Source organism: Jiangella sp. DSM 45060, from assembly GCF_900105175.1.
Classification (GTDB): Bacteria; Actinomycetota; Actinomycetes; order Jiangellales; family Jiangellaceae; genus Jiangella.
In genome coordinates this window covers 1,496,712-1,514,557 of sequence record NZ_LT629771.1, presented here as the reverse complement: position 1 = coordinate 1,514,557, position 17,846 = coordinate 1,496,712, and the positions used below count along the sequence as shown (strand labels likewise).

Here is a 17,846-nt window from a genome sequence, read left to right as displayed (position 1 = left end):
CGATGCCTCTCGGTCAGTGCGAGCCGGGCAGTCCACCCTGGACCCCGGCGAGGAAGTACTTGGACAAGAACGTGAACAGCAGGAGCAGCGGGAGGCTGGCGAGCAGGTAGCCGGCGAACATCGGGCCGTAGTCGGTGCCGGCCTGGCCCTGGAAGAACATCAGCCCGACCGACACCGTCCGCAGCTCGTTCTCGGTGATGGTGAGCAGCGGCCAGAAGAAGTCGTTCCACACCCCGTTGATGGTGATCAGCCCGACGGTGCCGATGACGGGCATCGACAGCGGCAGCGCGATCGAGAGGAACAGCCGGGGCGCACCTGCGCCGTCGACCCGCGCGGCGTCGAACAGCTCCTGCGGAATGCCCTCGATGAAGGTCTTCATCAGGATCGTCCCGAGCACCACCCCGCCGGCCACGTGCGGGATGATCAGCACCGGGTAGGTGTTGAGCAGGTCGAAGTCGCGCATCATCACGAACAGCGGGATCAGGCTGGAGATGCTCGGCACCATCATCAGCACCGCGATCGCGGCGAAGAAGAAGCCGCGGCCGGGGAACCGGTACCGCGCCAGCACGAACCCGGCCAGCAGCGACAGCAGCACGATCGCGACGATCGACGCCGCGGCCACCACGATGGACGCCACCATGTACGGCTGGATCTGCCGCCAGGCGGTGGCGTAGTTCTCCCAGTGCAGCGGCAGCACCGGCGCCCAGTAGCTCTCGGCGAACTGCAGGTTGTCCTTGAGCGACGTGCTCAGCATGAACAGGTACGGGAACAGGCTCACCGCCACCAGCACGCTCAGCGCCGTCTTGATCCCCCACTGGCGGCCGCGCCGGCGGGGCCGCCGCCCCGCCGGCGGCGCCGTGACGGTCTCGGTCCTGGTCTCGACGACTGTGCTCATCACAGGCCCTTCACGTTCGTGGACGGCTCCGAGCGGCGCACGAACATGACCACCGCGCTCAGTACCAGCGTCACCAGGAACAACGTCGTCGACAGCGTGGCCGCGTAGCCCCAGTCCTGGCCCTGGAAGGCGACGTTGATCATCCGCAGGACCGGCACCATCGTGGCGTCGTCCGGCCCGCCCGCGGTGACGATGTAGGCCATGAAGCCGTACTGCAGCGTCCCGATGACCGCCAGGAAGAACAGCAGCCGCACCTGACGGGCCATCAGCGGCAGGTCGACCGCCCAGAACCGGCGGACCCGCCCCACCCCGTCCAGCGCCGCGGCCTCGAAGATCTCGCGAGGGACGTTGCGCAGCGTCGAGTAGAAGATCAGGAACGGCAGCCCGGCGATGAACGGGAAGCCCACGAACAGCAGCGACCACAGCGCGAACGACGGGTCGCCCACCCAGTTCTGCGCCCACCCGCCCAACCCGACCGCGGTCAGCGCCCGGTTGATCACGCCGTTGTTCGGGTGGTACATGAACGACCACACCAGGGCCGTCACCACGCCGGGGAACGCCATCGGCACGATGAGCAGCGTGCGGAACACGAACTGCTCCCGCTCGCCGCGCAGCGTGATCAGCAGTTCCGCCGCGATCAGCGGGATCACCCACGCCACCACGCCGAACACGAAGATGTAGCCGAGGTTGCGGAACGAGCGCCACCAGATCTCGTCGCCGAGCATCGTCGCGTAGTTGTCCAGCCCCACGAACGTCGACACCTGGCCGGGGTTCCAGTCCCAGAACGAGCGCGCGATGCCGCTGACCGCCGGGTAGTACTGGAACAGCGCCAGGACGACGAGCAGCGGCACCAGCGCCACGTAGGCGAACCAGGGCACGCCGCCGCGCCGCTGCTCCGTCCGGGCCGCGTGGACGGTCCTCACGTCAGCCCTGCGTCCAGTCGTCGGTCCAGCCGCCGTCCTCGACCTGCTCGTTCGCCCACTGGATCCAGTCCTCGCGCAGCCCGGCCAGGGTGTCCTCCAGCGAGGTGGACTCCAGCAGGTAGCCGTCGTAGATCGGCGTCCAGAACTTGGCCTTGGGCACCAGCGACGACAGCGACTGCACCGGCAGCGGCTCGGCCCAGACGCCGGTCATCAGCGGCTCCAGCCCGGGAGCGGGGGTGGCGCCCTCCAGCGACGGGATGCCGCCGGACCCGTCCAGCCACGGCTGGCCGCCCTCGGGGCTGGTGATGAACTGGAGGAACTTGACGGCCGCCTCCAGCTCCTCGCCGGTCGTGGTCGACGGGATCATGTAGCTGGTGCCCTCGGTGTTGGCGCCGTGCCGCGCGGGCTCGCCGGTGCTCAGCGGCGAGTCCTGCTCCGTCAGGTCCGGGAACGGCATGGCGCCCCACTCGAAGTCGACGTCGTCGAGCAGCGGGGCGTAGAAGTTCGACGCGTACGCCATCGCGGCCTTGCCGGACAGCAGGTCCTCGAAGCCGCCGCCGGTGGTGATGCCGGACCAGTTCTCGGTGGCGCACTCGTCGTAGAACTCCTTGGTCAGCCGCAGCGTCTCGCCGACCTCCGGGATCGTCGTCGGGTCGAGCTCGCCGGTGAGGATCGCGCGGGCCATGCTCTTGATCGAGACGGTGGCCGACGTGCCGGGCTCGTTGTCGGGGCCGTACTTGTTCCAGTCGTCGGCGTAGTGCGCCATCAGCATCGAGCTGATGTTCTGCACGGTCCAGCCCTGGTTGAGGAAGCCGGACGTGATCGCGAACGGGTCGTACCCGGCGGCGCGGAGGTCGCCGCAGGCGGAGATGAGCTCGCCGAACGTCTCCGGCGGACCGTCCAGCCCGGCGTCGGCCAGCGCGTCGGCGTTGTAGAAGAGCCCGAGGATCACCAGGTTGAACGGGATGAACTCGTAGTTGCCGGCCGCGTTGCGCGCGCTGACCGCGTCGGGGCCGAAGTAGTCCTGGTTGAACAGGTCGATCCAGCGCTCGTTGCCCTCCACGTACGGGTTGGGCTGCTGCAGGTAGTCGTCCAGCGCGACGACCTGGTCGGCCGTGTGCGAGACGCTGCGGAAGATCAGCTCCGGCGCCGTGCCCGCGGCCAGCTGGGTGGAGAGAGTGTCGCCGAAGTCGGCCGGCAGCACGTTCGTCTCGACGTTGATGCCGGGCTCCTCCTCCTCGAACCGGGCGACGAGGTCCTCCCAGGCCGGGCCGAAGGTGTCCGGGTCGGTGGTCCACTGGTTGGGCCCGGCGATCGCGATGGTCACCTGGCCGCCGCTCTCGCCGCCGCCGTCGTCGCCGCCGCACGCGCTCGCCGTCAGCGCCGCGGCGACGACGAGCACGCCGGCTCGGACCGCTGTTCTCCCGCTCATCAGGGATGTCATCGAAGGGCTCCTGTCTGCTGCGCGCTCGGCGCGGCGAAGAGGTCGAGGTCGATGGCCGCGGCCATCGCCGCGTACCCGGCCGCGTTGGGATGGGTGCCGTCGGCGTCGTAGTCCGCCCGGATGTGGCCGGGGGCGGCGGGGTCGTCGACGACGACGTCGAAGTCGATCACCGCGTCGAACACGGTGTTCGAACGGATCCACTCGTTCACGGCGAGCCGTCGCTCCTCCCGGTCGGGGGTCCAGCCCACGCCGTTGCCGCGCGGGATGAGCGTGGCGACGACGGCCCGCGCGCCCGCGTCGTGGATGCGCTGGGCCGCGGTCTGCAGCGACGCGATGACGTCCGCCGCGGACTCGCCGACGTAGATGTCGTTGGTGCCATGGAACACCACGACGTCGGTCACGCCGGTCTGGGTGAGCACGTCGCGGTCCAGCCGGGCCAGGCCGTTGACGCCGACCTGGGGGTTCTCGACGGAGTTCAGCGTGTTGCCGCCGATCCCCGCGTTGACCACCGTGCGCCGCCGGGGGTCGTCCGGCGCCAGCGCGTTCAGCCGGTCGGCCAGCACGTCCGGCCAGCGGTTGTCCGCGTCGAGGTCGGCGCCGGCGCCGTCGGTGATGGAGTCGCCGAGCGCCACGACCGTTCCCCGCGCCTGCGTGCCCAGCACGTCGACCGCGTCCAGCCAGTAGGTGCTGGTGCTCACCGGCGCGAAGGCCGCGCCGCCGGCGTCGCCGGTGTGGTCGCCGGCCCCCTCCGCCGTCGCGTACTGGGTCTTCAGCGCCCAGTCGTGCGACAGCAGCGGCAGCGACTGAGTGGCGTGGGTGCTGACGACGAGGTCGTCGCCGGCGGCGACCGGTAGCGCCACGGGGTCGGTGTAGACCGTCTCGCCCGGCCGCACCCGGATCTCGCTCGACCCGAGGACGCTCAGCGGCCGCGGCGCGCCGGCGACGTCCGCGCCGGTGCCGGAGCGCACGCCCACCGTGGCGGCGTCGAACACGAGGTCCTGGTCGGAGAACGGGTTGACGAAGCGGACCCGCACGGCGTTGCCACCGGTGGACAGCTCCATCGTCTGCCGGTACGTGGCGTCCGGGCGGCTGTCGCCGCCGAAGTGGCCGCCGATCGACGCGCCCCAGGCGGCCCGCCAGGCCGGCCGCGAGGCCGCGTTCTCGGTGATCCCGACGTCGTCCACCTGCAGGCGCGGGCCGCCGACCCAGTCGAAGTCGGTGCCCAGCACCCGGTACGAGACGTCGATGCCGGTGACGGCGTCGCGGTACGGCCAGGCGGACACGTCGACGGCGATGCGGTTCCAGGAGTCCGGCACGAACGTGGGCAGCGCCTGCGAGATCGACTCGTCGCCGCTGTGCAGCGTCAGCGTCGCCTCGTAGCCGGTCGCGCCGGGCACGCCGCCGTAGGCGTCGACCCACGCGTAGACCTCGTCGGCCGCGCCGAGGTCGAGCGGCGTCTCCGGCCGCACGGACAGCGTCTTGGGCTGCGAGACGTCGCCGTCGGCCATGACCGCGTCGAGGGCGTACGTGCCGCCGTGCGGGCGCTGCGGGCCGTTCGGGAACGACGACGCCGTCGCCACGGACACGATGTTCTGGCCGGCGGTCCACCCCTGGGTGCCGTCCTCGAAGTCGTAGAGCAGCGTCGGCGGCGGGGGCGGCACCTCGATCGTCACGGCGTAGCGGTGCTCGCCGAGCGTGAGGCACAACAGCGGATGGTCCGGGTCGGCCGGCGCGATCGTCTCCAGCGTGGCGGTGACGGTCGTCGCGCCGCCGGCAGCGGCCAGCCCGTCGACCGGCAGGCTCGGCTCGGCCGTCGTGATGCCGTCGCAGCTGCCGACGACGAGGTCGCCGGCCAGCGCCGCCGTGCCGTTGTTGACGACGTCGACGGTGACCTCCGAGCCGGGACCGCCGCGGTCGGCGGCGCGGGCCCGCAGGTCCAGGTTGGGCCGCACGCCGGCGTCATCGGCGTCGGCCGCGAGCACGACGTCGTCGACGTCGAACGTGCCGGCCCAGTCGTCACCGCTGCTGCCCTTGGCCCAGACCTTGATCCGGGTGATCTCGTCGCGGCCGGGCCACGACGACAGATCCAGCTGGACCCGCTGCCACGTCCCGTCCGCCTCGGCCGCGACGACGCCGGACGCCACCGTGCCGTCGGCGCCGTACGCGCGGACCTGTACCGAGAACCGGTTGACCGGCGAGAACGCGCCCGGCTCCGGCTCCGGGATGCGGACCTGCAGGGCCAGGTGCGGCGTCGCGGACGCGTCCAGCGGCGCGGCGAGCGGGACGTCGACCCCGCGCCAGGTCTTGGAGTTCGTCCCGTTGGACTGGACGACGTCGGGGTCGTCGAAGAAGGCGCGCAGCACGTGACCGCCCTCGGCCGCGGCGTCGTCGGCGACCGCCTCGACCCGGCCGACGTGGTCCGACGCCTGCCAGCCGCCGGCGCCGTCCTCGAAGCCGGACACCGCGACGGCACCGGAGAGGCCGGCGTGGCCGCTCGCACCGACCTGCTGGGTGGTGCGGCGCTGGTCGATCATCGACGGGTCGAAGCCCGGGATGACGTCGGTCCAGTCGTCGATGCCGATGACGTCCTTGGCGAACTCGGTCCGCTGCAGCGACTCCGGCGTGTCGATGTGCGCGAAGACGTCGTAGATCTGCTTCTTCTCACCGGGCGACGCCGGGAAGTCAGTGCGGTTCTCGTCCCACGTCCAGAGGCCGATCCGCAGGCCGCCGGCCTGCCGGTTGTCCACCTGCGGGTCCCAGATGAACGCGTCGATGCCGTCGGCGGCGAGGATCTTGTAGTACGCGTAGGCGAAGCAGGCCGCCTGCAGCTCCTGGTCGGCGGCGCCGTTGGTCGGGCTCTGGCAGCCCTGCTCGGACAGGATGACCCGCCGCGGCTCGCCGTCGTAGTGCAGCTCCGGGCGGTCGAGGTACGCGGGCAGCGTGGCGATGTTCTTGAAGGTGATCTTCGGCGTGTCCGCGTCGTCGGTGACGGGGTCGTCCCAGACCCGCGGGTCCAGCATGTTCGCCGGGTAGGGGTGGTAGGCGAGGTCCCACGGGAAGTCGCCGCGGTCCTTCGTCAGCGCCGCCAGGCCGTCGAGCACGTCGCGCCCGTCGTAGAACCGCAGCGGGTCGGACGGGTTCGCGTTGGTCGTCCAGAAGTGGTCCAGCGAGGTGTAGACGCGCGCGTCGGCGTGGTACTTGCGGGCCGCGTTGTACCCGATCCGCAGCGCCGGCTCGTAGTGCTCCAGGAACTCCGGCAGCGTCTTCTCGCCCATCTGCTGCCAGATGCCGGCGGAGTCGATCTCGTTGCCGACGATGTAGTCCATCGCCCGGCCGTAGGCCTCATCGTCGCGGGTGTACCGGGCGGCCAGGAACTCCATCGCCGCGGTGTAGTGCGCGATCCCCTCCGGCGTGACGGTGTTGAACGCGTACGTCATGAACGCGGCGGGCGCGCCGGTGGGCGCGTCCGGGTGCACCAGGATCGGGAACGACGAGTTCGGCTCCTGGTCGTAGACCAGCACCAGCACGAGGTAGACGAGCATCTCGTTGTCGGACAGCGGCTTGATGGTGTGGTCCAGCCAGTCGATGTAGGACTTGTCGAAGTAGTAGGTCTCGCCGCCGTACTCGAACTCGACGGTCTCGCCCGGCGCGCCCGGCCCGGCCTTCATCAGGTAGTTGACGCCGACGGTGACGGCCGCGTGCCCCGCTCCGACCACCTCGGCGTCGCTGGTCATCGTCACCGCCACGCCCTTCTGCGTGGTCGGCTCCGGGCGCGGCGCGGAGTTCGGCGCGTCGAAGGCCCAGTCGTCGGCGTAGTGGACGCCGCCGAGCGCGGTGCGGACGTCGCCGCGGACGCCGACGGCGGTGAAGCCGCTGTACAGCAGGTCCACGCCGCCGGCCGTGCGCTCGACGGTGGCGCTGAAGCTGCCGTCGCGGGCCGGCCGGACGACCTCCAGCGCGCTGGCCGCGGCCGGCGCGTCCGCGGCGGTGGCGTCGGCGGCCGGGGCCACCGCGTGGATCTCGACCGACTGCGGGCACCGTTCCGGCACCGACCCGGTGACGGTGATGGTGTCGGCGCCGACGCTCACCTCGGTGATGCCGTCGGCCGGTTCCGCGCAGGCGCGCGGCGCGGCGGCCGGGGCGGCGCCGCTCGCCGTCGCCGGAACGCCGGCCACCGCCAGCGTCACCGCGGCCAGGGCCGCCGCCAGCGCGCGGCCGGCTGTCATCGCTCTGCCCATGCTTGCTGCTCCTTCGTCGGGGCCGGCACGAGCCGGCGTCAGGACGTGCTCAGCAGACGGCGGCGGTAGGCCTCGTCCTCGCGAGACCCGATCCGCTCCACCTCGGACGGCGCCAGCGGTGTGACGCCACCGATCGACGCGGCCGCGATGGTGATCCGCGCGATCTTCTCGGTCATGATCGTCGTGTCGAGGGCCTGCCTCGGCGTGGCGCCGAAGGCGAAGACCCCGTGGTGGCCGGCGAACAGCAGCCGCGGCCAGCGACCGGTGCTCGCCCGGAACCGATGCAGCTCCACGCCGGCCGCCCGGGCCAGCTCCTGCCCGGGATCGACGTACGGGAGCCAGCACGCCGCCTCGCCGAGCATGACGACGTGGTCGGGGTACAGCCGCTGGGTCGCGAGGTCGGCGCCGCGCTCGCCGCACAGCAGCGCGAGCACGTGCACCGGATGGGTGTGCGCCACGTAGACCGGCCCCATCGCGGCGGCGACGACGGCGTGCAGCCCGGCCTCGACCGTCGGCCGCGCCGCGGTGTCGTCGACGCGGCTGGCCAGCAGCGCCGTCAGCCACTCCTCGTCGCTCCCGTCGCGGTCCAGCGCCGCGACCAGCGCGTCCGGCCGGATCCGCACCAGCGACCGCTCGTCGGCCTCGGCCAGCCGGCTCCCGCTCGCGGTGACGTGGATGGTGCCGTCCGGCCCGGGGCCCGAGGCGTTGCCCTCGCCCGCCACCACGAGGCCCGCGGCGGGGTCGCCCAGCGCCCGGCAGAGGCCGGCCAGCTCCGCGACCGGATCGGCGTCGCTCACCATCCGGCCGGTGTCCCGACGCGCTCGGCGTTGCGCCGCTCCTGCTCGCCGGACGCGCGGTAGGCGCCGAGCGGGTCGGCCGGCACGCCGAGGCGCTCGCGCACCCGCGCCAGCAGCGGCCGGACGTCGGTCTCGAAGGCGTCGTTGACGACCTCGTTCGCGCCGACGACGTCGCCCTCGGCCCGGCGCCGGTCCAGCTCGTCGCGGTCGACCAGCAGCGCCTTCGCGAACGCCGTCTGCATGGCCGTGACGCTGCGGATCATCGCCGGGATCTTGTCCTCGATCATCGCGCACTGGTCGATCTTGTAGAGGATGGACCGGGCCCCCGCGGCGACCGCCTCGTCCGCGTCGTCCTCGGCGCTGACCAGCTCCAGCGCGATGAGGAAGGTCTCCTGCGGGTTGATCGCGCCGACGAACAGGTCGTCGTCGCCGTACTTCTTGCTGTTGAGGTCGAACCCGCCGAGTCGGCCGCGGTCCAGCAGCGTGGCCACGATGTGCTCGATGTTGACGCCCAGCGCGTGGTGCCCGATGTCGACCAGCACCCGCGCGCGCTCGCCGAGGGTCTCGCACAGGGTGAGCGACTGACCCCAGTCGGCGATGTCGGTGTGGTAGAACGCCGGCTCGAAGAACTTGTACTCGAGGATCATCTCGGCCTGCTCGGGCAGCGCCTCGTACGCCTCGCGCAGGCCGTCCTCCAGGTGCCGGCGGCGCCGCCGGAAGTTGCCCTGCCCCGGGTAGTTGGTGCCGTCGGCCACCCACATCGACAGCCGGTCCGAGCCCACCTCGCGGAGGATGGCGGCGCACTCGCGGACGTGGGCGACGGCCTGCTTGCGCACCGTCGCGTCCTCGTTGGTCAGCGAGCCGAGCCGGTAGGCGTCGTCCTGGAACAGGTTCGGGCTGATCGAGCCGATCCGCACTCCCTGGTCCTGGGCGTAGCGGGCCAGCTCGGCGTAGTCGTCGACCCGGTCCCAGGGGATGTGCAGGGCGACGGTCGGCGCGACGCCGGTGAGACGGTGGACGAGAGCGGCATCGTCGATCTTCTCGCGCACGTCGCGCGCGGTGCCCGGCGTGTCATAGACCTTGAACCGCGTCCCGGTGCTCACGTAGCCCCAGGACTGGGTCTCGATGTGCTGGCGGCTCAGCCGATCGACGATGTGCTCGGCGTCGGTCATCGTGTCTCCTCGTGTCGTGTGTGACGGCGTCAGATGAGCTGGCGGCGGGCGGCCCAGGCCACGGCCTCGATCGCGGTGTCCACCCCGATCAGCTCGCAGATCGACCGGACCCGCCGGCGGATGGTGCGGTCGCTGACCGCCAGCGTGCGGGCCACTCGCGGAGCCGGCATGCCGGTGGCGAGCAGCGCCAGCAGCTCCAGATCGGCGCCCGAGATCGTGGGCCACGGGCGGACCAGCCGCATCCCGCCGCGGCGGTCGGCGGCGGCCCGGGACGACGCGGTCGGGTGCGGCCACGACGACCGCCGGTCGGCGATGGCGACCTCGGCCATGCGAACCACCTCCGTTTTGAAGCGCTTCAATTTCGGTGTTGCGTGCACGTTACGGGGGTGTTCGGGGCCGGTCAAGAGCTGCGCCGGGGTCCTGTCCGAACCCGGTCAGGACCCCGGACGCGTGGTCAGTGCGGCGTCGCCGCGCGGAACTCGTAGCGGCCGGAACCGGTCACGAGCCGGGTGCTCGCGCCGTCCTCGACCACGGACGTGACGCCCGGTGCGTCCGCGACGGGCACGCCGCCCTCCGTCACCGCCAGGCCCGGGACGACGACCTCGGCGGTCACGTTCGCGGGCACCTCGACGTCGAGCGTGACCTCGCGGCCCGTCACCGACCACCGCACGTCGACCCGGCCGTGCACGGTGTCGTGCCAGGTGTGGGCGTGGTCGATGCCGGCGCCCGGCAGCGGCGCGACGCGCACGCGGGCGTACCCGGGCGCGGCCGGCGCGATGCCGCCGACGTGCCGGTAGACCCACTCCCCGACCGAGCCCAGCGCGAAGTGGTTGAACGAGTTCATCCACGGGTCCTGGAAGCCGGTCTCCGGCCGCCAGCCGTCCCAGCGCTCCCAGATCGTCGTGGCGCCGTGCTTGATGTGGTGGCCCCACGACGGGTAGTCCTCGTTGAGCAGCAGCCGGTAGGCGAGGTCGGTGCGCCCGATGGCGGTCAGAGTGGGCAGCAGGTGGCTGACGGCGAGGAAGCCGGTGGTCACGTGGCCGCGCTGCTCCACGTCCTCGGCCAGCGCCTTCGCCGCGGTGTCCCGCTGCTCCGGCAGCAGCAGGCCGAACGCCAGCGCCAGGACGTACGCGGTCTGGGTGCCGGCCGGGATCGTGCCGTCGGGCTGGACGAACGCCTCGCGGAAGGCGGCTGCCACCGCGTCGGCCAGCGACCGCGCCGCCACGGCGTCGTCGGCGCGTCCGGCCACCTCCGCCTGCTCGGCGACCAGCGCCGCGGACCGGGCGAAGTACGCCGTCGCCACGAGGTCCTTGGGCGTCTCGACCGGGGCCAGCCAGTCGCCGTAGTCGTTGTTGCGGCCCTCGCGCCAGACCAGGCCCGGGTTGCGCGAGCGGATGTACTCCAGCCAGGCCAGCCCGGCGTCGAGGTGCCGTTCGACGAGGCGGCGGTCGGCGTACTCGTGGTACGTCGCCCACGGCACGACGACACCGGCGTCGGCGTAGCCGGGCGAGCCCTCGCGGGCCCACTCCAGCACCACGCACGGCGCGATGTCGGGCAGCGCGCCGTTCTCCATGCGGGTGTCGTCGATGTCGTCCATCCACTTGGTCATGAAGCCGGCGAGGTCGGCGTTGAACAGCGCCGTCGGGGTGAAGATCTGCGCGTCGCCGGTCCAGCCCAGGCGCTCGTCGCGCTGCGGGCAGTCGGTGGGCACCTCGATGAAGTTGCTCAGCATGCCCCACTGGATGTTGTGCTGCAGCTGGTCGACCAGTGCGTTCCCGGTCTCGATGCCGCCGGTGAACCCCGTCAGCGACGACAGCGCGACGCCCGTGACGGCGTCGGCGACGAGCGGGCCGGGGAGGCCGGTGACCTCCGCGTAGCGGAAGCCGTGGAAGGTGAAGGACGGCTCGAGCACGTCATCGCCGCCGGACAGCACGTAGGTGTCCGTCGCCCGGGCGCCACGCAGGTTGTCGGTGTAGAGGGTGCCGTCGGGGTTGAGCACCTCGGCGTGCCGGACGCGGACGATGGTGCCGGCCGGCCCGCCGGCGCGCAGCCTGATCCAGCCGGCCAGATTCTGGCCCAGGTCGACGACGTACGACCCCGGCACGGGCTCGGTGACGGCGACCGGCGCGAGCTCGGTGTACGGCCCGGCCGGGTCGATCAACGCCGCGACCAGCCGGCCCGCCGGGCCCTTCTCGACGGCTGCCGGCCGCCAGTCGCCGGCCGTCCCCGCCGGGCCGCACCAGTCGCCCAGGTCGAGGCGCGCGTCGTAGTACTCGCCCTGCAGCAGGTCCGACGCCTGGATCGGCCCGAACGAGCCCTCCCAGCTCCCGTCGGTGCCGGTGACCGTGCGGGAGCCGTCGGCGTGGTCGAGCACGACCAGCGCGCGGAACACCGGCACCTCGCCCCAGAACTCGCGCTTGTGGAACGGCCCGACGTTGCCGCTGTACCAGCCGTCGGACAGCACGGCGCCCAGCACGTTCGTCTCGCCGAGCGCGTCGGTGACGTCGTACACGTGGTACGGCACCCGGAAGCGGTAGTCGGTCCAGCCCGGCGCCAGCGTGGCGGCGCCGACCGGTGACCCGTTGAGCCACAGCCGGAACACGCCGCCGGCGGTCGCGTAGACGCGGGCGCGGCGCACCGGCCGGTCGACGTCGAGCGTGCGCCGCAGGTACGGCGCCGGGCGGTGGTCGTCGTGGTAGTACTTCGTCCGCGGCAGCGTGATCCACTGGGCGGCGTCCCAGGCGCCGGCGTCCGGGGCGGTGTCGAACGTCGCCGGGTCCGAGCGCACCTCCTCGCCGCTGTCCAGTGTCACGACGACGCTCCACGTGTAGCTGCTCAGCGGCTCCAGCGCGGGGCCCGCGTACTCGATGCCGACCGTCTCGGCCGAGGCCACCAGGCCCGAGTCCCAGAGCGGCGCACCGTCGGTCCCCGGCCCGGACGACACGGTGACGCGGTAGGCGGCCTGGCGCACCCCGCGGCCGGTGCTGCTCAGCTGCCAGCTCAGCCGCGGCCGTTCGGTCTCGACGGCCGGCGGCGCGTCGCGGTACTCGACGCGGAGACGGTTCACGACGGTCACGTTGCTCTCCTCACAGGTGGACGTGCGTCCGAGCCTGATCGCTGCGGCGCCGTGGGTCCACCGTTGTGACCGGTGTCGGACTCGCCGCGCCGGTCCGGTGTCCAGGTTCGGCCAGCTCCTTGCCCGCCGGACGGCGGCTGCCGAAGACTCACGGCACCGGATTCCCGATGGGTGAGGACTCTTGAGCACGGACACGTACCTGGCGATCGACCTCGGCGCCACCAGCGGGCGCGTCATCCTGGGCCGCGTCGGCGAGCGGTCGGTGCGCACGGCCACGGTCGCCCGGTTCGCGAACGAGCCGCTGGCCTGGCCCGACGGCCTGCACTGGAACCTCCCGGCGATCTACCGCGGCGTCCTCGACGGCATCCGGCAGGCGGTGGCCGACGCCGGCGAGGTGCGCGGCATCGGCGTCGACTCGTGGGGCGTCGACTACGGGCTGGTCGGCCCCGGCGGGCGGCTGCTCGGGCTGCCCTACCACTACCGCGACGCCCGCACCCGCGGCCTCGCCGCCGAGCTCGACGAGGCCGCCCTGTACCGCCGCACCGGGGTCCCGAACCAGGAGATCAACACGCTCACGCAGCTGGTCGCCGAGCAGCGTGCCGGCACGCTGGACCCGTCCGCCCGGCTCGGCTTCGTCGCCGACCTGCTGGCCCACCTGCTGACCGGGCGGCTCGCCGCCGAGCGGACGCTGGCCAGCACGTCGCAGCTGTTCGACCCGGCCGGGCACTGGTCGGACGAGGCCATCGCCGCGCACGGCCTGCCGCGGGCGCTGTTCCCCGACCCGCTCGGCCCGGGCGACGTCGTCGGCGAGCTGCGGGCCGGCGTCGTCGACGAGCTCGGCCTCGACGCCCCCGTGCCGGTGACGGCGGTCGCCGCCCACGACACCGCCTCCGCCGTCGCCGCGATCCCGGCGGCCGGCCCCGGTTTCGCGTACGTCTCGTGCGGCACCTGGGCGCTGGTCGGCGTCGAGGTGGACCGGCCGATCCGGACCGAGGCCAGCCGCGTCGCGGGGTTCACCAACGAGCTGGGCGCCGGCGGCGCCGTGCGCTACCAGAAGAACGTCACCGCGCTGTGGATCCTGTCCGAGTGCCTGCGCGCCTGGTCGCACGGTGGCGAGCGGCCCGACCTCACCGAACTGCTGGCCGCGGCGGCCGAACAGCCGGGATACGTCAGCCTCGTCGATCCGGACGCGCCCGAGCTGACCCGGCCGGGCGACATGCCCGCGAAGGTCGCGCGGTTCTGCCGGCGCACCGGCCAGCCGGTCCCCGTCACCCGGGCACAGATCGTGCGCTGCGTCGTCGACAGCCTCGCGCTGGCCTTCGCCCACTACGCCGACCAGGCCGGCCGGCTGTCCGGCTCGCCCGCCGACGTGGTCCACCTCGTCGGCGGGGGCGCGAACAACACGCTGCTGTGCCGGCTCACCGCCGACGCCGCCGGCCGGCCCGTCGTCGCGGGCCCGGCCGAGGCGACCGCGCTGGGCAACCTGCTGGTCCAGGCGCGCGGCGGGCGCACCGCCGGCGAGCTGGCGGCCGTGCGCGCCCTGAGCGCCGCGTCGTCGCCGACCGTGCGGTACGAGCCGCGCGCCGACCCCGCCGTCGCGGCGGCGCGGGAGCGGTTCGCGGCCCTGCTCGGCGCGGCGGCCTGACCGTGCGCTGGATCGACGACGTGCGCGCCCGGGCCGGGCGGGACCGGCCGCCGGCCGTCGCCGCCGGCTCCCCCGGCTTCCCCGGCGATATGACGCGGGTCGTGCTCCGCTGCCCGGACGGCCTCGGCCCGGAGCGCGACGTGGCCGGCGTGCTGGCGCGGCCGGACGGGCCCGCCGCTCCCGCCGTCGTGCTGCTGCACGGTGGCGGCGGCCGGGCCGAACCGCGGTGGGCGCTCGACTGGGCCGCACGCGGACACGTCGCGCTCGCGCTCGACCTCGGCGCGCCCCGCGCCGCCGACGGTGGCCGGCGCCCGGCCCGGCTCGACCACGACGACATCTTCGCCGCGGTCGCCGACGGCGCCGGGCACACCTGGCTCGCCCAGGCCGCCGAGGCGGCCGCCGACGCGGTGAGCCTGCTGCGCGCGCTGCCCGGGGTGGACCCGCGCGCCGTCGGCGTGTGCGGCGTCTCCTGGGGCGGCTACCTGGCGTTCCTGCTGGCCGCGGCGGATCCGCGGCTGCGCTACGCGGCCGGCGTGTACGCCGCGGGCCACCTCGCCCGCGACAGCGCGTGGAGCGCGCTGCTGCGCGACCTGCCGGCGGCGGCGTCGCAGCACTGGACCGACGCGTTCGACCTCGCCCGTCACGCGCCGCGCATCGCGGCGCCATCGCTCTGGCTGACCGGGACCGCCGACCCGTGCTTCCCCCTCGAAGCGTTCGACGCCACCTCCGCGCTGCCCGCGGGCCCGGTCACCCGGCGGATCGTGCCCGGGCTCGAGCACGGCCACGAGCCGGCCCGGCGGCTCACCGAGCCGTTCGCGTTCGCCGCGTCGGTCCTCGGCCGCGGGCCCGCGCTGCCCGCCGTCGGCGCCACTTCCGTCACCGCCGGAGGGGTGCGGGCCGAGCTCGGCGCGGCGGCGCCCGTCCTCGGCGCCGAGCTGCACCACACCGGCGACACCGGCGCGTGGACGTCGCGTCGGTGGCAACGCTCCGCCGCGATGATCGACGGCACTACTGTGAGAGCGGACGTCCCGGCCGGCGGCTTCTCCGCGGCGTTCCTCGCCGTACAGGGCCCGGCCGGAACGAGTACCACCGGCCTGCTCACCGGGTGTGACGCCGGGACGGGCCGCGGAACGAAGGGCGAGCCGCTGTGCAGCGTGGCAGGGAACCGAACATGGTGAGCATCGCCGACGTCGCGGCGCGCGCCGGCGTGTCCCAGGGCACGGTGTCGAACACGCTGAACCGTCCCGAGATCGTGTCGCACAAGACCCGCGAACGCGTGCTCGCCGCCATCGCCGCGCTCGGCTACGTCGCCAACCAGCACGCCCGGCAGCTCGGCGGCGCGATGAGCCGCGTCATCGGGCTGGTCGTCATCGACGTCTCCAACCCGTTCTTCACCGAGGCCTCCCGCGGCGTCGAGGACGCCGCCACCGAGGCCGATCACGCCGTCATCCTGTGTAACTCCGACGACTCCGTCGACCGCGAGGAGCGGCACCTGCGCACGCTCGCGTCCGAGCGGGTCCGCGGCGTGCTCATCACGCCGTCGCGCGGCACCCGCTCGGCGCACCGCATCCTCGCCGAGCACGACATCCCGTTCGTCTACCTGGACCGGCAGGGGTCGAGCCGCGAGTGCTCCGTCGCCGTCGACGACGTCCAGGGCGGCGACATGGCGATGACGCACCTGCTCGAGCTCGGCCACCGCCACGTCGCCTACGTCGCCGGGCCGACGTCGGTCCGGCAGCACTCCGACCGTCTCGACGGCGCCCGCCAGGCCGTCACCCGGTTCGGGCTCGACCCGGCCGAAGCGATCGTCGTCAGCCACAACGAGGGCATGGACATCCGGTCCGGCTCGGCCGCGATCGACCGGCTGCTGCAGCGACGGCGCCGGCCCACCGCCGTCTTCTGCGCCAACGACGTGCTCGCCTTCGGCGCCTACCGCGCGCTGGCCCGGCACGGCGTGCGGGTGCCCGACGACCTCGCCCTCATCGGCTACGACGACGTCGACTTCGCCGCCGACTGGATCGTGCCGCTGAGCTCGGTCCGGCAGCCGACCCGGCGCCTGGGCTACGAGGCCGCCCGGCTGCTGCTCGACCACTCGTCGGGCCGCCCCGACCACGAACACCAGCAGATCGTCTTCCAGCCCGAGCTCGTCGTGCGGCAGTCCACCGCCGGCTGAGCCGCCCGCTCAGGAGGCGGCGCGGGTGAACGTCACGTGCGTGACGTTGCTCGATGACGAGGTGGCCTCGACCCGGTAGTCCTTCTCCAGGCCCTCCAACCCGTCCCAGAGACGCACACCGCGACCGAGCAGGATCGGGACGACCACCACGTGCAGGTGGTCGATCAGCCCGGCGGCGAGGAACTCGTTGACCACCGTCGGGCCGCCGCCGATGCGCACGTCCTTGCCGTCTGCGGCCTCGCGGGCCGCCGCCAGCGCCTCGTCCGGTGTCGCGTCGAGGAAGTGGAAGGTGGTGCCGCCCTCCATCTCGATGATCTCGGCGCCGATGCCGGGGTCGTGCCGCTGGACGAACGCGTCGTCGACGCCGCCGCTGCCGGCCGGGTCCCACCAGCGGGTGGCGAACATCCACTGGTGCAGCCGGTCGCCGGCGTGGCCGAAGTGCGCGTCGGCGCTCTGCCCCTCACCGGTGCCGTAGCCGTCGAGGGAGATGGCGAAGTTGTGAACGCGAGTGAGTGCCATGGACCGAGGGTGCGCCGACTCGACTCATCCGTCTAATGTCAATGGTCTCGCTCTCTCATCGAAGGGATCGATGCATGCTCGACGTCACCCGGCTGCGGGTCATCGACGCGCTGGCACGGCTCGGCTCGGTCACGGCCGTGGCGAAGGAACTGCACTACACGCAGCCGACGGTCAGCCACCACCTCGCCCGGCTGGAGGCCGAGACCGGCGCGCAGCTGCTGCAACGCGCCGGCCGCGGGGTCCGGCTCACACCGGCCGGCCGGTTGCTGGCGTCGCGGGCCGCGGAGATCCTCGGGCGCATCGACGCCGCCGACGCCGAGCTGTCCGCGCACGTCGGGCTGAGCGCCGGGCGGGTGCGCCTGGCCAGCTTCTCGTCCGTCATCGGCTCACTCATCCCGCGGGCCGTGGCGGCGCTGGCCGACCAGCATCCCGGCCTGCGCATCGGCCTCACCGACACCCAGCCGCCGGAGGCGCTGGAGCTGCTGCGCACCGGCGCCATCGACGTCGCGATCATCTTCCGCTACGACGACACCGAGCCCGAGCCGCCGAACGTCCGCCTGCACCACCTGCTCGACGACCCGCTGTACCTGCTGTCGACCAAGCCCGGGCAGACGCTCTCGTCGCTGCGCGACGCCACCTGGATCGCCGGCTGCGACCGCTGCCGCATCCACCTGCTGTCCATCTGCGCCGACGAGGGATTCGAGCCGCGCATCGGCTACACCTCCGACGACATGGTCGTCATGCAGGCCCTCGTCGTCGCCGGCCTGGGCGTCACGACCAGCCCCGGGCTGGCCCTGCGCGCCCACCGCGCCGACGGCATCGAGGCCAGCGAGCTGCCCGGCTCGCGTCAGCACATCTACGCCGCCACCTACGGCGAGCCGCCCGACCCGCCCGCCACCGCGGCCCTACTGGCGGCGCTGGCCGGCGCGGCCGCCACCATCACGCCCGCGCCGGCCTGACCGCA

The 17,846-nt window shown here is 73.3% G+C and carries 13 protein-coding genes; 4 read left to right on the top strand and 9 right to left on the bottom strand.

Translation table 11 applies throughout. The features are described from left to right. Positions 1 to 13: 13 nt before the first annotated feature. From BLU82_RS06720 to BLU82_RS06685, 8 genes are all read right to left on the bottom strand, one after another. Positions 14 to 895, bottom strand: coding sequence for a carbohydrate ABC transporter permease (locus tag BLU82_RS06720; protein ID WP_092617494.1), 882 nt, complete (start codon positions 893 to 895; stop codon positions 14 to 16). Then, complete coding sequence (locus BLU82_RS06715) at positions 895 to 1,818, bottom strand: carbohydrate ABC transporter permease (protein ID WP_092617491.1); 924 nt, start codon at positions 1,816 to 1,818, stop codon at positions 895 to 897. Before BLU82_RS06715 ends, BLU82_RS06720 begins: the two co-directional genes overlap by 1 nt. A gap of 1 nt (position 1,819) precedes the next feature. Further along, complete coding sequence (locus BLU82_RS06710) at positions 1,820 to 3,262, bottom strand: ABC transporter substrate-binding protein (RefSeq protein ID WP_092617488.1); 1,443 nt, start codon at positions 3,260 to 3,262, stop codon at positions 1,820 to 1,822. Continuing rightward, positions 3,259 to 7,500: a DUF5722 domain-containing protein gene (locus BLU82_RS06705; RefSeq protein ID WP_157740670.1), complete on the bottom strand. Its 4,242-nt coding sequence runs from the start codon at positions 7,498 to 7,500 to the stop codon at positions 3,259 to 3,261. Before BLU82_RS06705 ends, BLU82_RS06710 begins: the two co-directional genes overlap by 4 nt. Before the next feature lie 38 nt (positions 7,501 to 7,538). After that, complete coding sequence (locus BLU82_RS06700; protein ID WP_092617481.1) at positions 7,539 to 8,300, bottom strand: class II aldolase/adducin family protein; 762 nt, start codon at positions 8,298 to 8,300, stop codon at positions 7,539 to 7,541. Next, positions 8,294 to 9,469 (bottom strand): L-rhamnose isomerase, encoded by a 1,176-nt coding sequence (gene rhaI / locus BLU82_RS06695; RefSeq protein WP_092617478.1) that lies wholly within the window; start codon positions 9,467 to 9,469, stop codon positions 8,294 to 8,296. Before rhaI ends, BLU82_RS06700 begins: the two co-directional genes overlap by 7 nt. Positions 9,470 to 9,498: 29 nt before the next feature. Beyond that, the gene (locus tag BLU82_RS06690) at positions 9,499 to 9,798 is read right to left on the bottom strand and encodes a hypothetical protein (protein ID WP_197682774.1); all 300 of its coding nucleotides are present in this window, start codon (positions 9,796 to 9,798) and stop codon (positions 9,499 to 9,501) included. 125 nt (positions 9,799 to 9,923) lie between these two features. Next, positions 9,924 to 12,545: a family 78 glycoside hydrolase catalytic domain gene (locus tag BLU82_RS06685; RefSeq protein WP_172885551.1), complete on the bottom strand. Its 2,622-nt coding sequence runs from the start codon at positions 12,543 to 12,545 to the stop codon at positions 9,924 to 9,926. Positions 12,546 to 12,726: 181 nt separating this feature from the next. Here BLU82_RS06685 and BLU82_RS06680 point away from each other — a divergent pair, with 181 nt between their 5' ends. From BLU82_RS06680 to BLU82_RS06670, 3 genes are read left to right on the top strand one after another with little or no spacing between them, the layout of a single operon-like run. Next, positions 12,727 to 14,190 (top strand): rhamnulokinase family protein, encoded by a 1,464-nt coding sequence (locus tag BLU82_RS06680; RefSeq protein ID WP_092617471.1) that lies wholly within the window; start codon positions 12,727 to 12,729, stop codon positions 14,188 to 14,190. Between the two features lie 2 nt (positions 14,191 to 14,192). After that, positions 14,193 to 15,368 (top strand): S9 family peptidase, encoded by a 1,176-nt coding sequence (locus BLU82_RS06675; RefSeq protein ID WP_092617468.1) that lies wholly within the window; start codon positions 14,193 to 14,195, stop codon positions 15,366 to 15,368. Further along, positions 15,362 to 16,363, top strand: a complete 1,002-nt coding sequence (locus tag BLU82_RS06670) for a LacI family DNA-binding transcriptional regulator (RefSeq protein WP_092617465.1) — start codon at positions 15,362 to 15,364, stop codon at positions 16,361 to 16,363. Before BLU82_RS06675 ends, BLU82_RS06670 begins: the two co-directional genes overlap by 7 nt. 9 nt (positions 16,364 to 16,372) lie before the next feature. Here the strand turns inward: BLU82_RS06670 and BLU82_RS06665 are convergent, their stop codons facing one another. Then, the gene (locus BLU82_RS06665; RefSeq protein ID WP_092617461.1) at positions 16,373 to 16,882 is read right to left on the bottom strand and encodes a dihydrofolate reductase family protein; all 510 of its coding nucleotides are present in this window, start codon (positions 16,880 to 16,882) and stop codon (positions 16,373 to 16,375) included. A gap of 74 nt (positions 16,883 to 16,956) precedes the next feature. Here BLU82_RS06665 and BLU82_RS06660 point away from each other — a divergent pair, with 74 nt between their 5' ends. Continuing rightward, complete coding sequence (locus BLU82_RS06660) at positions 16,957 to 17,841, top strand: LysR family transcriptional regulator (protein ID WP_092617459.1); 885 nt, start codon at positions 16,957 to 16,959, stop codon at positions 17,839 to 17,841. Positions 17,842 to 17,846 lie beyond the last annotated feature (5 nt).